General features: G+C 66.4%; 17 protein-coding genes. 11 read left to right on the top strand and 6 right to left on the bottom strand.

All coding sequences use genetic code 11. From position 1 onward, the window contains the following. Nucleotides 1–105: 105 nt before the first annotated feature. Complete coding sequence (locus ACPYOG_RS14050; RefSeq protein WP_481294813.1) at nt 106–399, bottom strand: DUF3237 family protein; 294 nt, start codon at nt 397–399, stop codon at nt 106–108. A gap of 178 nt (nt 400–577) precedes the next feature. Here ACPYOG_RS14050 and ACPYOG_RS14045 point away from each other — a divergent pair, with 178 nt between their 5' ends. From ACPYOG_RS14045 to ACPYOG_RS14035, 3 genes are all read left to right on the top strand, one after another. Continuing rightward, complete coding sequence (locus ACPYOG_RS14045) at nt 578–1,249, top strand: TetR/AcrR family transcriptional regulator (protein WP_481294812.1); 672 nt, start codon at nt 578–580, stop codon at nt 1,247–1,249. 314 nt (nt 1,250–1,563) lie between these two features. Further along, nucleotides 1,564–2,286 (top strand): DUF7373 family lipoprotein, encoded by a 723-nt coding sequence (locus ACPYOG_RS14040; protein ID WP_481294811.1) that lies wholly within the window; start codon nt 1,564–1,566, stop codon nt 2,284–2,286. Between the two features lie 448 nt (nt 2,287–2,734). Next, nucleotides 2,735–5,995, top strand: a complete 3,261-nt coding sequence (locus tag ACPYOG_RS14035; RefSeq protein WP_481294810.1) for a LamG-like jellyroll fold domain-containing protein — start codon at nt 2,735–2,737, stop codon at nt 5,993–5,995. A gap of 85 nt (nt 5,996–6,080) precedes the next feature. Here the strand turns inward: ACPYOG_RS14035 and ACPYOG_RS14030 are convergent, their stop codons facing one another. From ACPYOG_RS14030 to ACPYOG_RS14010, 5 genes are all read right to left on the bottom strand, one after another. Further along, nucleotides 6,081–6,896 carry an ABC transporter permease gene (locus ACPYOG_RS14030; RefSeq protein ID WP_481294809.1) on the bottom strand — a complete coding sequence of 272 codons (816 nt, stop codon included), beginning with the start codon at nt 6,894–6,896 and terminating at the stop codon, nt 6,081–6,083. Nucleotide 6,897: 1 nt separating this feature from the next. Further along, nucleotides 6,898–7,815 carry an ABC transporter permease gene (locus ACPYOG_RS14025; RefSeq protein ID WP_481294808.1) on the bottom strand — a complete coding sequence of 306 codons (918 nt, stop codon included), beginning with the start codon at nt 7,813–7,815 and terminating at the stop codon, nt 6,898–6,900. Further along, on the bottom strand, nt 7,812–9,008 hold the full coding sequence (locus ACPYOG_RS14020; RefSeq protein WP_481294807.1) for an ABC transporter ATP-binding protein: 1,197 nt from the start codon (nt 9,006–9,008) through the stop codon (nt 7,812–7,814). Before ACPYOG_RS14020 ends, ACPYOG_RS14025 begins: the two co-directional genes overlap by 4 nt. A 39-nt stretch (nt 9,009–9,047) precedes the next feature. Next, a complete protein-coding gene (locus tag ACPYOG_RS14015) occupies nt 9,048–10,142 on the bottom strand; it encodes an extracellular solute-binding protein (protein ID WP_090035691.1) in 1,095 nt (364 codons plus the stop codon). Between the two features lie 406 nt (nt 10,143–10,548). Next, nucleotides 10,549–11,526: a LacI family DNA-binding transcriptional regulator gene (locus tag ACPYOG_RS14010; RefSeq protein WP_481294806.1), complete on the bottom strand. Its 978-nt coding sequence runs from the start codon at nt 11,524–11,526 to the stop codon at nt 10,549–10,551. A gap of 225 nt (nt 11,527–11,751) precedes the next feature. Here ACPYOG_RS14010 and ACPYOG_RS14005 point away from each other — a divergent pair, with 225 nt between their 5' ends. The 8 genes from ACPYOG_RS14005 (at nt 11,752) to ACPYOG_RS13970 (ending at nt 18,445) form a co-directional block, all read left to right on the top strand. Continuing rightward, nucleotides 11,752–12,534 (top strand): LamB/YcsF family protein, encoded by a 783-nt coding sequence (locus ACPYOG_RS14005; protein ID WP_481294805.1) that lies wholly within the window; start codon nt 11,752–11,754, stop codon nt 12,532–12,534. Beyond that, a complete protein-coding gene (locus ACPYOG_RS14000) occupies nt 12,531–13,262 on the top strand; it encodes a 5-oxoprolinase subunit B family protein (protein WP_481294804.1) in 732 nt (243 codons plus the stop codon). Before ACPYOG_RS14005 ends, ACPYOG_RS14000 begins: the two co-directional genes overlap by 4 nt. Before the next feature lie 29 nt (nt 13,263–13,291). After that, the gene (locus tag ACPYOG_RS13995) at nt 13,292–14,290 is read left to right on the top strand and encodes a 5-oxoprolinase subunit C family protein (RefSeq protein WP_481294803.1); all 999 of its coding nucleotides are present in this window, start codon (nt 13,292–13,294) and stop codon (nt 14,288–14,290) included. A 19-nt stretch (nt 14,291–14,309) separates the two neighbouring features. Continuing rightward, nucleotides 14,310–15,056 (top strand): 4-carboxy-4-hydroxy-2-oxoadipate aldolase/oxaloacetate decarboxylase, encoded by a 747-nt coding sequence (locus ACPYOG_RS13990; protein ID WP_481294802.1) that lies wholly within the window; start codon nt 14,310–14,312, stop codon nt 15,054–15,056. Then, complete coding sequence (locus ACPYOG_RS13985; RefSeq protein WP_481294801.1) at nt 15,053–16,297, top strand: aspartate transaminase; 1,245 nt, start codon at nt 15,053–15,055, stop codon at nt 16,295–16,297. Before ACPYOG_RS13990 ends, ACPYOG_RS13985 begins: the two co-directional genes overlap by 4 nt. Nucleotides 16,298–16,361: 64 nt before the next feature. After that, a complete protein-coding gene (locus ACPYOG_RS13980) occupies nt 16,362–17,411 on the top strand; it encodes a D-2-hydroxyacid dehydrogenase (RefSeq protein WP_481294800.1) in 1,050 nt (349 codons plus the stop codon). Between the two features lie 112 nt (nt 17,412–17,523). Next, nucleotides 17,524–18,063 carry a gluconokinase gene (locus tag ACPYOG_RS13975; RefSeq protein WP_481294799.1) on the top strand — a complete coding sequence of 180 codons (540 nt, stop codon included), beginning with the start codon at nt 17,524–17,526 and terminating at the stop codon, nt 18,061–18,063. Nucleotides 18,064–18,082: 19 nt separating this feature from the next. After that, the gene (locus ACPYOG_RS13970) at nt 18,083–18,445 is read left to right on the top strand and encodes a hypothetical protein (RefSeq protein WP_481294798.1); all 363 of its coding nucleotides are present in this window, start codon (nt 18,083–18,085) and stop codon (nt 18,443–18,445) included. Nucleotides 18,446–18,513 lie beyond the last annotated feature (68 nt).

The raw sequence follows: 18,513 nt of genomic DNA, 5'->3' as shown, positions 1-18,513 counted from the left end.
CGTGGTGCAGCCGGCCGCCGCCAGGGCGATGGTGATGCCGACTGCCGCGGCCGCTAGGCCGTGTCTCTTCTTCATTGTGTGCCTCTCGAATCGGGTGGTGCAGTGCTAGCTGAGGACTTCGTAGACGCGGATGGTGGTGGCGTGGGGGTTGGCCTGGGCGCGCCCGACGAAGACCGAGCGCGTGAGCCACGTCAGCCCGGGGGAGACGGTCCGGAAGCGCGGCGTGGTGAGGAAGTAGTCGCCGCCGGGTACGACCTCGCCCTCGATGCCGCCGGTCGCGGGTCCACCGGTGATCGGGATGAATTCGAGGGTCTCGTCGCCTCGATGCTCGAGCGGGGCGCCCGGACCGACGAGAGCGGTGACCCGGAAGCTGTAGCGCAGTACCGGTGCGGCGTCCATCGGTGCCTCCGAGTGATCTGTGACCGCGCTCCGTCGCGCGGTTGCCTCAGTATGTCGATAGTGGATGAGATAGTCAATAGCATTCACTAGATGGTTCCGGGGATGCTATACAGGTTTGAGACAATGCATCGCACAGCGAGGAGCGGATCATGGGAGATCAGCGAGTGGGACCCCGACGATGACCCAGGTCGCACACGTCCGGCGCAAGCGCGGATCGCTCAGCCGCGACGAGATCGTCGCCGCGGCCCTCCGCCTGATGGACGGCGAGGGCGAATCGGCCCTGACGTTCTCGCGTCTGGGGGAGGAGCTGCGCTCGTCCCCCACTGCGGTGTACCGCCACTTCACCAGCCGCAACGAGCTCCTGGAGGCGCTGGGCGATCATCTCGACGGCATCTCGCTGGAGGGCTATGAACCGACCGACGACTGGCGCGCCGACCTCACCGATCTGGCCTGGCGCGCCTGGCGGACCGCCGCCGCGCATCCGGCGGCGGCGGCCCTCAGCTTCACCCTGGTGGCGAACGGCACGAACGAGCTCCGCGCCGTCGAGTGGATACTGCGCGCGCTGGCGGTCGCGGGCCTCCGCGGCCGCATCGCCGTCATCCACTACCAGGCGTACGCCACGATGGTGCTCGGTGCCGCGGCCTCCTATGGCGCCCGGTTGGCGAGCGCCGGCCCGCGCGAGGTGGCCGACGGATGGATCCAGGTCTACGCGCCGACGGATCCGTCCCTCTATCCGTACGCCGAGGCGGCCAAGGCGGACCTGGCCTTCATCAACTACGAAGAGGTTTTCAGCGTGCAGCTCGAGATGTACTTGACGGCGCTGCCCCTCGCGACGACGAAGGACGGCTGAGCCGCTCCTGGGCTATGGCCCAGGGTTCACATCCCACTGGAAGCGCTACACGATCGTGCTTGCGGTAGACCAGTATGGCTAGGTCAGCCGCACGAATCGCGCCGGCGCCCGCACCTCGAGTCGGGCGATGCCGAAAGTCAGAGGGGGATTGAATGACACAATTCGATGGACCGAGCCGTCCCGCCCCGCCTGGAGATCAGGGGATATACGCGCCCGGGCCATACCCGCCCGGCTTTTACGCCTACGCGCCGATAGCAGTGCGGAAACCAACCGGCTGGTTCGTGGTGAACTGGTTGCTCTTCTGGCCTCTTGCGTTGTACTCGCTCCTCTCCGCTTGGAGCAAGATCGACCCCGCCCTGCGCATCGGTGACTTCGCGAATGCCCAGTTTCAGGTCCGGCGCGTTCGCACCTTCGGGATCATCGGCCTCTGTGTCGGCTGCGCATCCTTCGTGCTGAGTGTCGTCCTGCTCGTAGTGGTAGCAACCATTGTCACCACCGTCGACGGCTCTCTCGCATCCGTGTCGGCGAGGAGTTCAGCTCAGGCTGATGAGCAGCTGGGCAAGATCCTGCCGCCGCCGTCGGACGCGAAGCCGTGGGTGGGTTCGCCAACCGGCGTTCTGGATCTGCCCACCTTCGTCGGCCAGTTCTACGCCCCGGACTCGCGCGGGCAGGAGACGAAGCTGGCCCAGCAGCGGGGCTTCGTCTCCGCTGCCCGGCACGGCTGGATCAACGCCGACCAGTCGCAGACCGAGATCGTCTTGATCGAGTTCCGGACCCCGCAGGGCGCCGACAGCATGTATCGAGACCTCATTCGGGCCTGGCAGGACGGCAAGGACGGCGGGCGCGCCCAGTCGGCTCCAGACGTGAACGGCACAAGCCTGGTCATCGACAAGCTGGATTCGCTCGGCAACGCCCAAGTTCGGATGACTGCCCCACACGGCAACATCCTCGTGTACGTGCGTTATTTCACGGCAGCAACGCCTGAGCCAGACCAAACCAAGAACATCATTCAGCAGCAACTTGCCGCGCTGGGCTGACAGAAGGCGCGTTCGAAGACGCGGAAGACGTTTTCGATGGTGTGAGCGATCACAGTGCAGGTGCCTTGCCCCGATAGACCACCGCTTCGTGTCGTTGTGTCTCGGCTCTTGACTGCTCGCCGTTGGGTCTGCTCTAATTCGAACACAATGTGATCGCTCACAATCGTGAGCGATCACAGTGGCATTTCGACCCCCGTTGCAATGGAACCTGAACGATGAAGATCACGATTCCCGCACTCGTCCCTGCTGTGGCAGCGGCGGCGCTCGCGCTGTCCGGCCGCAGCCGGAGGGCAACCGGCACCGCGGGGGCCAGCAGGCCGGCGGTGGGCCTCTGGATCGATCGACGTCAACCAGGGTGGTCGCGATGCGGCTCTACCGCGTTCGGGCGCGGTACTTCCGCCACTGCCCGGAGCTGAACATCCATCTCCCCCACGAAAGGCGCACCATCATGCACTCTGATGACTCCTCGAGGCGACGGCGCGTGGGAAGCGGCATCGTCGCCGCTTCCGCCGCGGTCGCCGTGCTCGCGCTCGCCGGCGCAGCCGTTGCGAGCCCGCCTCCGCCCGATCTGCTCAGGACCTCGGCCGTGACGGCGGTCCCCGCGGCCTCCGTCACGACGACGACGTCGGTGCCGAAGCCGGCCAGCGCGTGGTCCTTCGACGAAGGAACCGGCACCTCCGCAGCCGATTCTGCAGGCACCGACAGTGCGACGCTCGGTTCCGGTGCGTCATGGATCGCCGGTGCCGTCGGATCGCACGCGGTGTCCCTCGACGGCAGCCCCAACGGCGCCGTCGTCGCTCCGGCTCCCGCGGTCGACACCTCGAAGAGCTTCACGGTGTCGGCCTGGGTGAACTTCTCATCCGTCGGCGGCTACCAGACGATCAGCGGAATCGACGGGGCGAACATCGGCGGGTTCTTCCTTCAGCTCTCTGGACAGACCGGGAAGTTCGCGATGACCCGGCGCGCAGCGGACAGTGACTCCGCGGCCGAGGTGCGAGCGGATTCCGACGTGGCCCCCGTGGCGAACACCTGGTACCACGTAGTGGGCGTGGATGACACGGCCTCGTCGTCGCTCCAGATCTACGTCGACGGCCAGGCAGGCTCCGGCGCGTCGTTCTCGTCGCCGTGGCAGGCGACAGGCGCGACCTCCATCGGCCGCGGCGACTACAACGGCCCGACAGACTACGTCCACGGTGCCGTGGACGATGTGCAGTACTTCGCGTCAGCGCTGACAGCGGATCAGGTCGCCAACATCGACGCGTCCGCGCACTGGACGTATGACGAGGGCACCGGGACGACAGCGGCCGATTCGACGGGGAATGGCAACGAGCAGACGCTCGCCGCCGGTGCCGGCTGGGCGGACGGTCGTGTCGGTGCCCACTCGGTGAGCTTCGACGGATCGAGCACCGGGTACGCCTCCGTCGGCAAGCCTGTCGTGGACACGCGCTACTCGTTCTCGGTCGCCGCCTGGGTCAAGCTCGCGTCGACCACCGGCTTCCAGGACATCGCCTCGGTCGACGGCGCGAACGTCAGCGGCTTCTATCTCCAGTTGCGGGGTGACACCGGGAAGTTCGCCTTCACCCGGCTCGCCAGCGACTCGACGAGCGCGGCCGCCACCTATGCGTCCGCCAGTGCGCCGCCCACGGCAGGCACCTGGTATCACCTGGTCGGGGTCTACGACGCCGGCGCGAAGACCTTGGCGCTCTACGTGAACGGGACACTGCAATCCACCGTCGCGTTCACGACCCCGTGGCAGGCCACCGGTTCGTTCGCCACGGGACGCGGGGCGTACAACGGCCCCACCGACTTCCTCTCCGGCGATGTCGATGACGTCCAGGTGCTCGACTATGCAGCGACCGCGAACGATGTGTCGGGCATCGAAGGCAACTCCGGAGGACAGCTCACCGTCGACGCCGCCAACGCCGCACATGCGCTTCCGAGCAGCTTCTTCGGCCTGATGACGGAGGACATCAACCACTCGATGACGGGTGGACTGTACGCGGAACTGATCAACAACCGGTCGATGATGGCCAGCACGACCGCGCCCGTCGAGTGGAACAGCGTGAACGGCGCCGCCCTCTCGCTGGACAAGTCGAACCCGCTCAACAAGGCCCTGACCCAGTCGCTCCGGGTCGACCTGGGTGGTGCGGACGCGCACCGAGCCTCCGGAGTGTCGAACAACGGATACTGGGGCATCCCGGTCACGCCCGATCAGACGTACTCCGCGCAGTTCTTCGCCATGGGGACGAAGGGCTTCCGCGGACCGCTCACGGTGTCTGTGGTGAGTTCCGACGGCTCCACGGTGTACGCGACGGCACAGGTGAACGGCGTCACCGGCGCGTGGAAGCAGTTCTCCGCGAAGTTGAAGACAGGCTCGAAGGCGCCGACCACCGCGGATGCGCGTTTCGTCATCACCGCAAGCGGAAACGCGGGTCAGAGTCTGTGGCTCGACAATGTGTCGCTGTTCCCGCCGACGTATGACAACCTCGCCAACGGCCTCCGCCCGGATCTGATGACCAAGCTCGCTGGGCTGAAGCCGGCGTTCATCCGCGAGCCCGGCGGCAACTACCTGGAAGGCAACACGATCGACACCCGCTTCAACTGGAAGAACACGATCGGACCGACCTGGACGCGTCCAGGCCACCAGGACGACGCGTGGGGGTACTACTCCACCGACGGGATGGGCCTCCTCGAGTACCTGGAATGGTGCGAGGAACTGGGTGCCCGGCCGCTGCTCGCCGTGTACGCGGGCTACTCGTTGAACGGTTCGGTGGTTCCACAGGATCAGCTGCAGCCGTACGTGCAGGACGCACTCGACGAGATCCAGTTCGCGACAGGACCTGCGACCAGCACCTGGGGCAAGATCCGTGCTGAGGACGGGCACCCTGCTCCCTTCAGCATCTCGACGGTCGAGATCGGCAACGAAGACTTCTTCGACAGGAGCGGCAGCTACAACTCCTACCGGTTCCCGATGTTCGCGGACGCGATCAAGAAGGAGTACCCGAACCTGAGCCTCGTTGCGACGGCCGCCGTGACCTCGCGCACCCCGGACATCATCGACGACCACTACTACAACTCGCCGTCGTGGATGAACTCGAACGCCAATCTGTACGACCACACCTCGCGGACAGGCCCGAAGGTCCTGGTCGGCGAATGGGCGTCGCAGGAAGGTGCGCCGACGCCGGACCTGGCGGCCGCGGTCGGAGACGCCTCCTGGCTGACCGGCCTGATGCGGAACTCCGATCTGGTGATGGGGGAGTCGTATGCGCCGATGCTGGTCGACGTCAATGATGACCGGTGGAAGACGAACCTGATCGGCTTCAACGCCCTGACGAGTTACGTGTCACCCAGCTACTGGGCGCAGTCGATGCTGGCCAAGAACCACGGCGACCAGGTGCTCAATGCCTCCTACAGCGGCATCGGCGGCATGAACGTCACCGCGACCAAGGACAGTGTCACCGGAAAGATCTATGTGGTGATCGTCAATCCCAGCTCCAAATCCCAGAAGGTGCAGCTGAACATCACGGGTGTGGACTCGCTCAAACCCACCGGAACGGCCGTCGTGCTGACTTCCGCGAGCGGGACGGACACCAACACCATCAACGATCCGAACAACGTGGCCCCCGTCACGACGTCGATCAGCGGTGTCACACCGGCGTACGAGCGCGTCGTTCCCGCGAACTCCGTGACGGTGCTCGACCTGAACTGATCGCAGAACCGCGCAAGAGCCCACCCCGGCCCGGACGGGGTGGGCTCTTCTGTCTGCCGCGGTCCGCGCTGACTGTGAACCGCCCTCAGCGGAGTGCGCGTCTCAGGCCGACCAGTCTCTCGACGACGACGACGATGATGGCCGAGAAGACGATCAAGACGACGGACAGCGAGGCCACGGCCGCGTCCGCAGACGTCGCCACATAGTTCATGAGCTGCACTGGCAGGGTCGGCTTGCCCGACTGCGCGACGAAGAGCGCGATCACGAGTTCATCGAAGGAGACGACGAAGGCCATCACAGCGCCGGCGATGACCCCCGGAAGAATGATCGGGAAGGTCACATGCCGAAAGACCGTGGACCCGCTCGCGCCCAGCACTCGCGCCGCCTCCTCGCTCGAGGTGTCGGATGTCGCCAGGCTCATCATCGTCGTGCGCATAACATACGGCAGGGTGATGCTGATGTGGCCGATGACGATCGCGGCGTAGGTGTTCATCAGGCCGAGCGGCCCGAGTACCAGGACGAGGCCGAGGGCGAGCACGATCGTAGGCACGAGGAGCGGGCTGAGGAAGAATGCCGAGATGGCGCCGCGGCCGGGGAAGTCGTAGCGCTGGATGGCCAATGAGGCGGGCACTCCCACCAGGAGCACGACGACTGTCACGATCGACGCGGTGATCAACGACGTCTGCAGCCCGCTGACGAATACGGTCTTCTGCGGCAGGATGGCGTACCAGTTCCAGGTGAATCCCTCTGGCGGAAAAGAGAGATAGGTGTTGGAGCTGAACGAGATCACCACCACGATCAGCAGCGGTGCGAGCAGGAAGAGATAGAGCGCGCCGACGAGGATTCTGAAGGCGATGGCTCCGCCGTCGATCCGTTGACGCGAAGGTGTGAGCTGGGTCATTTCAGGCTCCGAGTCTGCGGGCGAGGCGCTGGTACAGCGCGACGACCGTTCCGAAGAGGATCAGGAGGATCACCGAGAGCGATGCAGCGAACGGCCAATTGAGCAGTCCCGTTGTCTGGTCGTAGATTTCGGTCGCCATGACGTGGACACGCCCACCGCCGAGCAGCTGAGGAGTGACGAACGTGCTGATGCTGAGGACGAAGACGAGGAGGAAGGCGGTCAGGAGTCCGGGCAAGCTCAGCGGAAGGGTCACGCGCAAGAAAACGGATGCCCGGTTCGCGCCGAGCGAGGACGCGGCCTCCTCGAGTTGAGGGTTCAGCCTCCCGAAACCGGACATCATTCCGAGGATGGCGTACGGCATGAAGATCTCGACGAGGCCGATGACGACGCCGAGGAAGCTGTTGGCGAGCGGGAGGGGTGCGCTGATGATGCCGAGGTTCTTCAGGGTGGAGTTCACCAGCCCCTGAGGGCCGAGGATGACCATCCACCCGAAGGTTCGCACGACCGCCGAGGTGAGCAGGGGTGCGATCGCGAGCGCGACGAGCACGCTCTTCCACTTCGATGACGACTTCGTCAGGAACAACGCGATCGGGTAGGACACGAGCATGCAGAGAACGGCCGACAGGATCCCGAGAAGCAGCGTGTTGCCGATGACGCCCCAGTAGTACGGGTCGGCCAGTGGCTTGATGTACGAGTCGAGCGAGAACGTCGTGTCATAGAGACCGTCGCCGTGCCCGATGTTGAACGACATCCTGATCATCCACACCAGCGGGTACGCGTAGCTGACGATCAGCGCGAGGAGTGCGGGAAGGGCGAGGGCCCAGGCGATCAGCCGGTTCTGCCGCGTTCGCGACCGCTCGAGGCGGCCGCGGTCGCCGGCGCGACCGAGATTCAGAGTGCTGATGGCGGTCGTGGTCATCGCCCGGTCGCCTCCTCGTGCGGGAGGAGATAGGCATCTGCGGGGTCCCAGCTCAGCTGCACGTGGTCGCCCGCAGAGGGGAGGTCGGACGAGGACGATGTCACCTCGGCGACGAAGTCGCCCTGAGTCGTCGTCACCCGATAGCCGACCGCGTCTCCGGTGTAGGTCATGGAGACGACCGTGCCCCTGAGGGAGTTCGCCCCCTCTGCGTCGTCCGCACGGCGCACCCGGAGGTTGTGGGGCCGCAGCACAAGGGTCGTGCCCGTACCCTCCAGCCCTGGCCGGCCCACGGCGCCGCCTGATCCGAAAGACGGCGCCGCGATCCGGTAGAGCTTCTCACCCTGGTCCGCCGGAGCGAGTTCGGCCTCCACTGCGACGTCCAGCAGATTGGCCCGGCCGATGAAGTCGGCGACGAACCGGGTTCTCGGCCGCCGGTAGATGTCGCGGGGGGCGCCGAACTGCTCGATCAGGCCTCCGTTCATCACGGCGATCCGATCGGCCATGTCGAGTGCTTCGTCCTGGTCGTGCGTGACGAAGAGCGTCGTCGCCCGGGAACGCTGCTGGAGCATGCGGATCTCGGTGCGCATGGATTCGCGCAGCTTCGCGTCGAGATTCGACAGGGGCTCGTCGAGGAGCAGGAGTGTCGGCTCCACGACGAGCGCCCTGGCGAGTGCGATGCGCTGCTGCTGTCCTCCGGACAGTTCCTTGACCCGGCGCTTCGCCAGGTGCTCCAGCTTGACCATGGCGAGCGCTTCGAGGGCACGCTTCCGTTGCTGCTCGCGATCGACCTTGCGCATCTTCAGACCGAACGACACATTGTCCAGCACGTTCATGTGCGGGAAGAGAGCATAGGACTGGAACACCATCCCCATCCCGCGCTTGTGCACGGGAGTGGAGGTGATGTCGGCGCCGTCGATCAGGATCGAGCCGGAGGTGGGATCCATCAAGCCGGCGACCATGCGCAGCGTGGTCGTCTTGCCGCATCCGGACGGACCGAGCAGAGCCACCAGGTGGCCCGACTCGATTTCCATGTTGAGCTTGTCGACGGCTGGATCGGTGCCCGCGCTGTACTGCTTCGTCAGGTCGACGAGCGACAGCTTCGCCTGCTCCCTGCGTGCGCCGGAGTCTCCGGTGCCTCGCGGCCGGGTGGGTGCAGAGCGCTCACTCGCGGCGATCGTCTGGTTCGTCTGCATGATGGTCCTCAGGTTCGGATTGATCGATGTGGAGGCCGGTCAGCCGCCGATGATCTCGCGCTTCCAGATGTCCGTCCACTGGGAGCGGACCGTGGCGAGCCAGTCCGGGTCGTAGGAGATGATCTTGACCGACCCGTCGGTCTTCACGATCCGGTCGGCGACGTCCGCGGGCAGTGTCACATTGTCGACGGACGGTGCGTAGTAGAGCGCCTTGGCGAATGCGGTCTGAGCTTCAGCACCGAGGGCATAGTTCATGAACAGCTTCGCCGCCGCCGCGTTGGGCGCGTTCTTGAGCAGGTTGATCGTGTTGATCTGGTACATCGTGCCCTCCTTCGGGAAGGCGATCCCCAGCTTTCCGCCACTCTGATCGCTGTAGTACTGGCCGCGGGCGTTCTGTCCGAGGTCGAGCACGGTCTGACCCGTGATGACGCTCTGGTACTCGTCCGGCAACGGAGCCCACGTCTGGACATTCGGGGCCAGCTGCTTGAGGCGGGCGACCGCCTTATCGATGCTCTTCGTGAAGTCCTCGCCTTGCATTTTCGCTGCGATCATCGTCAGGTCGATGCTCAGGGCAGAGGGGGGAGCGGTGATCCCGATCTTCTGCTTGTACTTGGAGTCCCAGAGCACGTTCCACGACGTGGGCGCCTTCGGGAACGTCTTGGTGTCGTAGAGGAGACCCACAGCGTCCTCCTGAAGGACGGGACCGAAGCCCTGGGTGTCGAGGATGTCCTTCTTGACGTGCTTGATGTTGGGAACATCCGTCGCCGAGATCTTCGCGAAGATGCCCTGCTTGTTACCGGTCTCGGCAACCGTGCTGTCCATGATCGCCACATCGGTCGACGGAGTGCCGGCCTCCGACTGGATCGCGGCGAGCATGTCGCCCGACGAGCGCTTGGATTGGTACTGGACCTTGATCTTCGGGTACTTCGCCTCGAACGGCTTGATCACGGCGTTCCAGTACTGGTTCTGCCAGATGTCCGCGTAGCCGATGATGCTGAGGTTCCCGCTCGGCTGCGCTCCGGCGGCCGAAGGGGTCGAACCGGACGAACTGCCGCTCGCGCATCCGCTGAGCGCAGCAAGCCCAACAGCGACGGTCGCCGCGGCGAGCACTCGCTTCCCATAACGACTGAACATCTGAGCTCCTTCTTCGGGGCGCGGAAGAGCTTCGATACAGGCCCTACGTCGCGCGCTGTGTTGTGGGGGTGGCGGCCGGGGTTATATACCGCCCAGTCGCTTGACGCGACTTGTTGCGATCACGGTAGCTTTCCGGCGCCAGCTCTGCCTCAAGAATTCACAGTGCGTGCCAACGTTGTGCGCAGGTTCGACACGGGGGACTATGGAGGAGGCACGCGAAGCCAGAAAAAAAGTCCTGATCAAGTACGGAAAAAGCGGCGGGAATAAAACAAGACGCGGAGGCGGCTGTCGCAGTTGGAGAATTCCCGGATGGCAATATTTGTGCCATCGGTGTGCGACATTGACCACCGCAAAGCACCCCGCACGGCGCAGGTGGAGGAGCCCATGCGTCGGGAACGACCGAGAATCACTTCTTCGGCGAGCCTGTCGACTCCCGGACGGTGAGATGAGTCGGGATCCGGTCCAGCCGGTGCGACCGGTCCTTCGTCGTGAAGCTTCCGAGCAGCATATCGGTGATCGCACGGCCCGCCTGCTCGCCGCCGGCGGTCACCGTGGTGAGCGGCGGATTGGTGAACGACGCCCCGAAGATGTCGTCGCAGCCGATGACGCTCATGTCGTCGGGAACGCGGATGCCGCGGTGCTCGAAGCGGCCGAGAGCGCCGATCGCGAGCGTGTCGTTGAAGAAGATCGCTGCCGTCGCTCGGGAGAGCTCGACGGCATCTGCCGCTGCGGCACCGGCGGCAAGAGTGGGACGAAAGTTGCCCACCGGGATCAACTCGACATCGTCTTGACTCGCCGCCGTCCGCAAGGCCCGATAGCGGGCCTGGTCCGACCAGGAGGTTGCGGGGCCGCGAACGTACGCGATCCTCGTGTGGCCCAAGGAGACCAGGTAGTCGAGGCCCTGGGCGAGACCGGCGGGGGTGTCGATCACGACACCCGAGATCCAGGGGACTTCACGGTTGAGCACGACAAGCGGGACGCGTTCGGCGACCTGATTGAGGATGGGGTCCGGGCTACGGGGGGACGCGAGAACGATCCCGTCGACACTTTCGGCGAGCTCCACGAGCCACTCCGCCTCGACTTGCTCCGATTCATCGCTGGTGACGAGCAGCTGCATGAAGCCGGCCGCCTGCGCTTGTATCTGACTGCCGCGGATGAGGTCGAGGTTGAACGGATTCGTCAGATTGGGGAGCATCAGCGCGATCGTGCCGCGGGCGATGCGCTGACGGCTCGACGGCAGCGTTGCGGACTCGTAGCCCAGTTCGCGGGCCTTTCGCACTATTCGCTCGTACATTTCCGGGCTCACCCGGTTCGGGTTCGACATCGCGCGCGAGACGGTCGAGGGTGCCACTCCGACCGCCGTTGCGATCTCGGTCAACGTCACCCTTCGGTGGATTCGCCGTTCGGGAAGCGCCACCAGAGTCTCCTTCGTGCATGGAATATGGCAAGGATTTTGCCACTAGTGCCACGTCTGCAATCCGAAGATCCGCGTTGTCACGACGATTCGCACCCGTAGTCCAGCACAAGCTTGGCACACCTAGTGCGACGTCGCGCGGTGGAAACGTAGTCTCTACGCATGCTGGTGACGACGCGAGCACAAGGAGCCGAAATGTCCAGGAAAGTCGATTTGGTCGCCGACCTCGGCGAGGGATACGGCGATTGGGCGATGGGCGACGATGCGGCTCTCCTCGAGATCGTGACCTCGGCCAACATCGCCTGCGGCTTCCACGCCGGCGATCCGCGGATCATGGATCGCACGGTGGCCGAGTGCGTGCGCCGCGGCGTCGGTATCGGCGCCCACCCAGGCTTCGCCGACCTCGTGGGCTTCGGCCGTCGCGCGATGGACCTCACGGAGACCGAGGTCCGGACGGACGTCGTCTACCAGCTCGGCGCGCTCTCCGCGTTCGCCGCTTACCACGGCGCTCGCGTCGCACACGTCGCCCCGCACGGGCGGCTCGGCAACCTTGTCGCGACTCGCCCGGATTACGCCAGGGCGGTGGTCGACGCTGTGTCCCACATCGACCCGGGCCTGCGCATCCTCGCTCAGGATGGTGAGCTGGCCGATGCCGCCCGTACCGCAGGGGTGGTCGTCGGCATCGTTGGGATCGCCGACCGCGCGTACGAGGACGACGGAACGCTCGTCCCACGATCGCAGCCAGGCGCGATGATCCACGACGAAGGGGAGATCGCCGAGCGCACGGTTCGCATGGTGACGGAGGGAGTGATCGACAGCCGTAACGGGGTCGCCATTCCGGTTGCTGTGGACACTGTCCTTCTCCACGGCGACACCCCGGCCGCGGTCGAGCTCGCCCGTCGCATCCGCGCCGAGCTCGAATCCGCGGGCGTGGTCATCGCGGCGCCCACCGCTCTCGACGCGGAGGCGCGGCGATGATCGGAGTCGACCGCTCCGACGTGCTCATCGAAGCCTGCGGCCCGGCTGCTGTCCGCGTTGGCGGCGTCTCGGGCGATCGCGAGCAGGACTGGCGCGTCGTGCATCAGATCGCCCGCCGCCTGGCGGCGCGCGGAGAGCTCGGTTTGACCGGCTCGATCCCCACGTATGAGGCGGTGCTCGTCGAGTTCGATCCGATGCTGATCACGATCGGAGCCGTGATGGAGCGGATTCAGGATGCGCTCGACGCTATCGATCCCGACGCTCCGCTCACCGCGGAGCCGCGCACTTTCGTCGTACCCGTGCTCTACGGCGGAGACGGCGGCCCCGACCTGGACGACGTCGCCTCGCTGACCGGTTTGGACGGGGAAGAGGTGATCCGTCTGCATCAGGAGCCTGAGTACATCGTCCGCTGTCTCGGCTCGCCGGGCGGCTCGCCCATGCTCGACGGCCCGGCCTTCCCGGTCCCGGTGCCGCGGCTCAGCAGCCCGCGGGCAAGCGTTCCGGCCGGCGTCGTCTCCGTGGCCGGCCGTCAGGCCACGATCGCCCCGGCCTCCGCTCCGGGCGGCTGGTGCGTCATCGGGCGCACACCGCTGACCTTGCTCGATCTGTCCCGCGAGCCGCTGGTGCCCTATGCGCCGGGCGACCGCATCCGCTTCACACGCATCGACGAGGCGGAGTACACACGCCTGGAGGGTCGCGCGCTCGTAGCCGAAGAGGTCGCGGCATGAGCGGCGGAATCAGGGTCGACACAGCATCGATGGCCGTCGTGACGGACCTCGGACGTACCCGGGGTCCTGCCCAGGGACTGCCGGTCAACGGAGCGCTCGACCAGTACTCGGCACGAATCGCGAACATCCTCGTCGCGAACCCCGAGCAGGCGCCCCTCATCGAGGTCACCGCCTTCGACTTCGCCTTCACCGCTCAGGCCGATCTGCTCGTCAGCGTCACCGGCGCGCCGATGACCGTCGATGTCGACGGCGTCGCCCGCAGCATGTGGGAGCCGGTGTCGATCGGCGCCGGCCAGCGTGTCGCGCTCTCCGCGATGACGGAGGGGCTGCGGACGTACATCGCCGTCCATGGTTCGTTCGACGTGCCGCTCCTCCTCGGCAGCTGCGCGCCGGACACGGTCGCGGGATTCGGCGTGGTCCTCACCGCAGGGTGGCGACTCGATGTGCGCACCCCGGTGGCTCCCATCGTGAACCCCTACTTCGACATGTCGCTGTTCAACCTCGACGTGCTGATCCCCTACTTCGGCGACGACGCCGTCATCGACGTCACCGACGGCCCGGACGCGGGGCAGTTCCGCGGCGCCGGCGCGCGTCTTTTCGAGGCCACGTACACGGTCACGGCCAAGAGCAACCACATCGGGCTGCGCATGGCCGGCGACCTACCCGTCCGCAGCAGTGCCGAGGAGATGATCTCTCGCGGTGTTCCCATCGGTGCTGTGGAGGTTCCGCCCGGCGACGAACTCCTCGTGCTGCACCGCGGGCGCGGTGTCACCGCCGGTTACCCCGTTCTGGCCGTCGTCACGCCGCTCGCGCTCGACGACCTGGGGCAAGTCCGTCCGGGCCAGCAGGTGCGCTTCCGCCGCACGACCGTCGAGCGCGCTGAAGAGAACGTGCGCGCGTGGCGCGCACGACTCGACCGCCTCCGGCAGCGAGTAGACACCGTCTACGCCTGCCTCGGCGTCGACCGGCATCTCGAGCTGTGGGATCCCACGGGATCCCCTCGACCTTCCCGGGCCTCTGCGGCCTGACCATCGATAGGAGACAAGCATGACGCTCACCGCACCCGCCGCCGTATCCACGAAACCCCCGCACGTCACGACACGCATCGAGCGCGCCGACCCGGACGCCATCGCGCGGCTGGGCGAATTCACCGCGGCCACCATCCACGAAGCGCAGGGCCGCCGCGGCGCCCTCTCGTCGCGGATCAAGCCCATCGACCGCGAGCGGTCGTTTGTCGGGTCGGCCTTCACCGTGGTGTGCGCGCCACGCGACAATCTCATGCTGCAGGTCGCGATCCACTTTGCGAAGCCCGGAGACGTGCTCGTCGTGTCGGCCGGGGAGTTCACCGAGGCCGGGATGTTCGGTGACGTGCTCGGCAACGCCTGCAAGGCGAAGGGCATCGCCGCGCTCGTCACAGACGCCGGTGTACGCGACACGCACGAACTGCGCGAGCTCGGGCTGCCGGTCTTCTCCGGCAGCGTCTCCATCAAGGGCACGGTGAAGGAGACGCTCGGCCACATCAACCAGCCCCTCGTCTTCGGCGACGAGATGATCTACCCCGGTGACGTCATCAAGGGCGACGCCGACGGTGTGGTGGTGGTGCGGCGAACCGAGGTCGAGGAGGCCATCTCGCTCTCGGCCGCGCGCGACGCCAACGAGGCACGCCTCATCGAGCTCTACAAGCAGGGCCGGACGACGATCGACCTCTGCAACCTGCACGATGTGCTGCGCGACAAGGGCATCACGACCGATCTCGACTCCGTCGACCCCGAGCAGGGGCTGGGCGCACGATGAGCGCCACGGAGTCGGTCCCCACGGTGTTCGCGGCGACGGGGTTCGCCGCATCGGATCGCGTCCGCCGCATCCGCGAGTCGCCGAGCTCCGCGGCAGCCAACCGTGTCCGGGAGCTGAAGGCGAAGGGCCGCCGCATCGTCGACTTCACCGTCGGGGAGCCCGACTTCGACACCCCGCAGCACATCAAGGATGCGGCTATCGCAGCGATCGCCGCGGGTGAGACGAAGTACACCCCGGTCAACGGGACGCCCGCACTCCGCGACGCCGTGCGCACCCGGATGCTGCGCTCGTCGGGTATCCGGTACGAGGACGCCCAGATCACCGTCGGGGGCGGCGGCAAACAGATCCTCTACCTGACGTTCGCCGCGACGCTGGACCCAGGTTCTGAAGTCATCATCCCGGCACCGTACTGGGTGTCCTACCCGGACATGGTGCTCGCGAATGACGGCACCCCGGTCATCGTGCAGACCTCGGCCGAATCGGGCTACAAGCTGACTCCGGAGTCTTTGCGCGCCTCCATCACTCCGCGAACCCGGTGGGTCGTCATCAACGCCCCCGGCAATCCGACCGGCGCCGTCTACAGTGCCGAAGAAATCGCTGCGCTCGCCGCTGTGCTCGAGGAGTCTCCGCACGTCTGGGTCCTGACCGATGAGATCTACGACGAAATCCTGTTCACCGACGACCGATTCATCGGTTTCGCGGTGGCCGCACCCACCATCCGCGACCGGGTCTTCACGGTCAACGGCGTCTCGAAGTCGTACGCGATGACCGGGTGGCGTCTCGGCTATGCGGTCGGAGACGCCCGCCTGGTCGCGGCCATCAACAAGCTGCAGTCGCAGAGCTCGTCCTGCCCCTCGTCGATCAGCCAGGCGGCGGCCGTCGCCGCGCTGACCGGCGATCAGACCTTTGTGCGGAAGAGCGTCGCGGCCTATGCCGAGCGTCGCAATCGCGCGGTGGAGCTGATCGGGGCGGTCGAAGGACTGCGCCCGGTCGCACCCGACGGCGCCTTCTATCTCTTCGTCGAATGCGCCGGACTGATCGGGAAGCGCACAGCAGAGGGTCAGCTTCTCAAGACGGACCAGGATGTGACGCTCTTCCTCCTCGACACTGCAGGCGTCGCGGTGATCCAGGGTTCGGCCTACGGCAGCGAGCCGTTCTTCCGCATTTCGTTCGCGACGAGCCTGGAACAGCTCGAGCTGGGCGCCGCTGCCATCGCCGAGGCGGTGAAGGGGCTCTCCTGACCGTCTCCGCGGTCGCGTGACCTCCCGAATCGCCACGCCATGATTTCATCAGAAGGAACCGACTGTGTCATCACGTCTTCGCGTCGCGGTTGCGGCGCCCCTGACCGAAGCGCTCCACGCGCTGATCGAGACCGCCGAGCCGCGGGTCGAGCTCATGCGCGATGCGAGCCTGGTCGCACCGAAGCGGTGGGACGCGGACTTCTCCGGTGATCCGGGATTCCGGCGCACCCCGGAGCAGCAGAGCCGATTCGAGGCCTTGCTCGACACCGCCGACGCGCTCTACGGCATCCCGGACGTCGATCCGGACGCGCTGTCCCGCACCATCAAAGCGAACCCCGGGCTGCGCTGGGTGCACACGATGGCTGCCGGCGGCGGCGGCCAAGTGCGGGCCGCAGGCCTGTCGCCGGCGGAACTCGAGCGGGTGGCATTCACAACCTCCGCCGGCGTCCACGGTGGCCCCCTGGCCGAGTTCGCAGTCTTCGGCATTCTGGCCGGTGCCAAGGATCTGCCCCGGCTGATCGCACAACAGCGTGCCCGGACGTGGAGTGGGCGCTGGGCGATGGGACAGGTGGCCGACCAGACGATCCTCGTGCTGGGCCTCGGCGGAATCGGGGGCGTCGTGGCTCGCCGGCTCTCGGACCTGGGTGCGACCGTCCTCGGCGTCAGCCGCCGAAACGTGGAAATCGACGGAGTGGACCGAATCGTGCATCCCGATGACATCGTGGCGGAGGCGCCGAAGCTGGACGCGGTTGTCAGCACCCTCCCCGGCACCGACGCGACGCACCATCTTCTCGGTGGCGAGTTCTTCGCAGCACTGTCCGGCGGCACGACGATCGTGAACGTCGGCCGTGGCAACGTGATCGACGAAGCCGCGCTGGTGGAGGCGCTGGACGCCGGCCGAGCCGGTTTCGCCGCGCTCGATGTGTTTGAGGTGGAACCGCTGCCGGACACGAGCCCGCTGTGGTCCCGCGCCGACGTGCTGATCAGCCCGCACACTGCCGCACTCGACGCCGGCGAAGAGCGCCGCATCGCGGAGCTCTTCGCTGACAACGCCGGCAGGCTGCTCGACGGACGGCCGCTGCGCAACCGTGTCGACACCGTCGAGTTCTACTGACCTTCGTCGTCCCTCCGGAGCAGAACAGGATGTCGAACACCACCACAGCGGTCGTCGTTTCCGCGGTCGCCGCGGACTCCTCCGTGTCTGGCACCGTTCTCCTGGAGTTCTCATGACAGCGCCATTGATCGTGCTCATGGGGGTCTCCGGCTGCGGGAAGTCCACGATCGGTGCCGCTCTCGCGCAACGGCTCGGTGTCCACTTCGTCGATGGCGACGATCTGCACTCGGCGGCGAACATCGCCACGATGACGGCGGGGATCCCGTTGGAAGATGCCGACCGCTGGCCATGGCTGGCCGACATCGGGCGCGCTTTGAGCGACCACAGCACCAGCGGCCTCGTGATCGCCTGCTCGGCACTCAAGCGAACGTACCGCGATGTGATCCGTCGGGAGGCGCCCACGACGGTCTTCGTCCATGCGCACGGCGAGGCCGAGCTCATCCACAGCCGCATGGCGGCACGGCCGGGCCATTACATGCCCGTCGCGCTCCTGCGCAGCCAGCTGGCCATCCTCGAACCGCTGGCGGAGGACGAGAACGGCCTCGTCCTCGACATCGAGCTGCCCGTTGACGAGCTGGTCGAGGCTGTTGAGCTCACCCTTGCAACCCAAGAGGGGTCGTCATGGGCCACGACCGAAGAGTCCAGCCGCTAGCGACGAAGGAGCCCACCATATGTTCACCGCCCCACTCGAATCCGTCCCAGGTCTCGACAGCGGCGAGGACCCGACCCAGAAGGTCGGTGCCGGCGTCCGCCATCGGACTGAGAACGGTGCTCCGTTCGTGATCCTCACCGGCCGCGCCATGATCGAGTTCGACGACGAGGACTCCCTCGTCTTCGTCCGTCGCGGCTCGATGTGTCGGCTGCCGACAGGCGCCGCGACCCGGTGGATCGTGTCAGAGCCGATCGAGTATCTGCCTGTGACCGAAGCCTCGGTCGTGTTCAGAGACCACGACGATGAACCGGCACGGGGTGGAGTGGACGTTGACCAGGGCCGCCCCGTGCGCCCCTTCCGGCCGCGCAGGCACGTTTCCTGACCGCGCGGTCGCGTGGCCGTTGCTTCGGCACAATTCGTGCCATTCAGGCACAGGCAACACCCTCAGAT

Source organism: Leifsonia sp. HAY1-4F (genome assembly GCF_056755275.1).
The sequence above is the reverse complement of the archived record's forward strand: the minus strand, read 5'-3'. Positions and strand labels throughout refer to the sequence as shown.

Excerpts from the sequence above, each read along its gene's own strand:
- ACPYOG_RS14050 (WP_481294813.1), bottom strand. The coding sequence starts at position 399 with ATGGACGCCGCACCGGTACTGCGCTACAGCTTCCGGGTCACCGCTCTC.
- ACPYOG_RS14045 (WP_481294812.1), top strand. The coding sequence starts at position 578 with ATGACCCAGGTCGCACACGTCCGGCGCAAGCGCGGATCGCTCAGCCGC.
- ACPYOG_RS14035 (WP_481294810.1), top strand. The coding sequence starts at position 2,735 with ATGCACTCTGATGACTCCTCGAGGCGACGGCGCGTGGGAAGCGGCATC.
- ACPYOG_RS14030 (WP_481294809.1), bottom strand. The coding sequence starts at position 6,896 with ATGACCCAGCTCACACCTTCGCGTCAACGGATCGACGGCGGAGCCATC.
- ACPYOG_RS14025 (WP_481294808.1), bottom strand. The coding sequence starts at position 7,815 with ATGACCACGACCGCCATCAGCACTCTGAATCTCGGTCGCGCCGGCGAC.
- ACPYOG_RS14020 (WP_481294807.1), bottom strand. The coding sequence starts at position 9,008 with ATGCAGACGAACCAGACGATCGCCGCGAGTGAGCGCTCTGCACCCACC.
- ACPYOG_RS14015 (WP_090035691.1), bottom strand. The coding sequence starts at position 10,142 with ATGTTCAGTCGTTATGGGAAGCGAGTGCTCGCCGCGGCGACCGTCGCT.
- ACPYOG_RS14005 (WP_481294805.1), top strand. The coding sequence starts at position 11,752 with ATGTCCAGGAAAGTCGATTTGGTCGCCGACCTCGGCGAGGGATACGGC.
- ACPYOG_RS14000 (WP_481294804.1), top strand. The coding sequence starts at position 12,531 with ATGATCGGAGTCGACCGCTCCGACGTGCTCATCGAAGCCTGCGGCCCG.
- ACPYOG_RS13995 (WP_481294803.1), top strand. The coding sequence starts at position 13,292 with ATGGCCGTCGTGACGGACCTCGGACGTACCCGGGGTCCTGCCCAGGGA.
- ACPYOG_RS13990 (WP_481294802.1), top strand. The coding sequence starts at position 14,310 with ATGACGCTCACCGCACCCGCCGCCGTATCCACGAAACCCCCGCACGTC.
- ACPYOG_RS13985 (WP_481294801.1), top strand. The coding sequence starts at position 15,053 with ATGAGCGCCACGGAGTCGGTCCCCACGGTGTTCGCGGCGACGGGGTTC.
- ACPYOG_RS13975 (WP_481294799.1), top strand. The coding sequence starts at position 17,524 with ATGACAGCGCCATTGATCGTGCTCATGGGGGTCTCCGGCTGCGGGAAG.
- ACPYOG_RS13970 (WP_481294798.1), top strand. The coding sequence starts at position 18,083 with ATGTTCACCGCCCCACTCGAATCCGTCCCAGGTCTCGACAGCGGCGAG.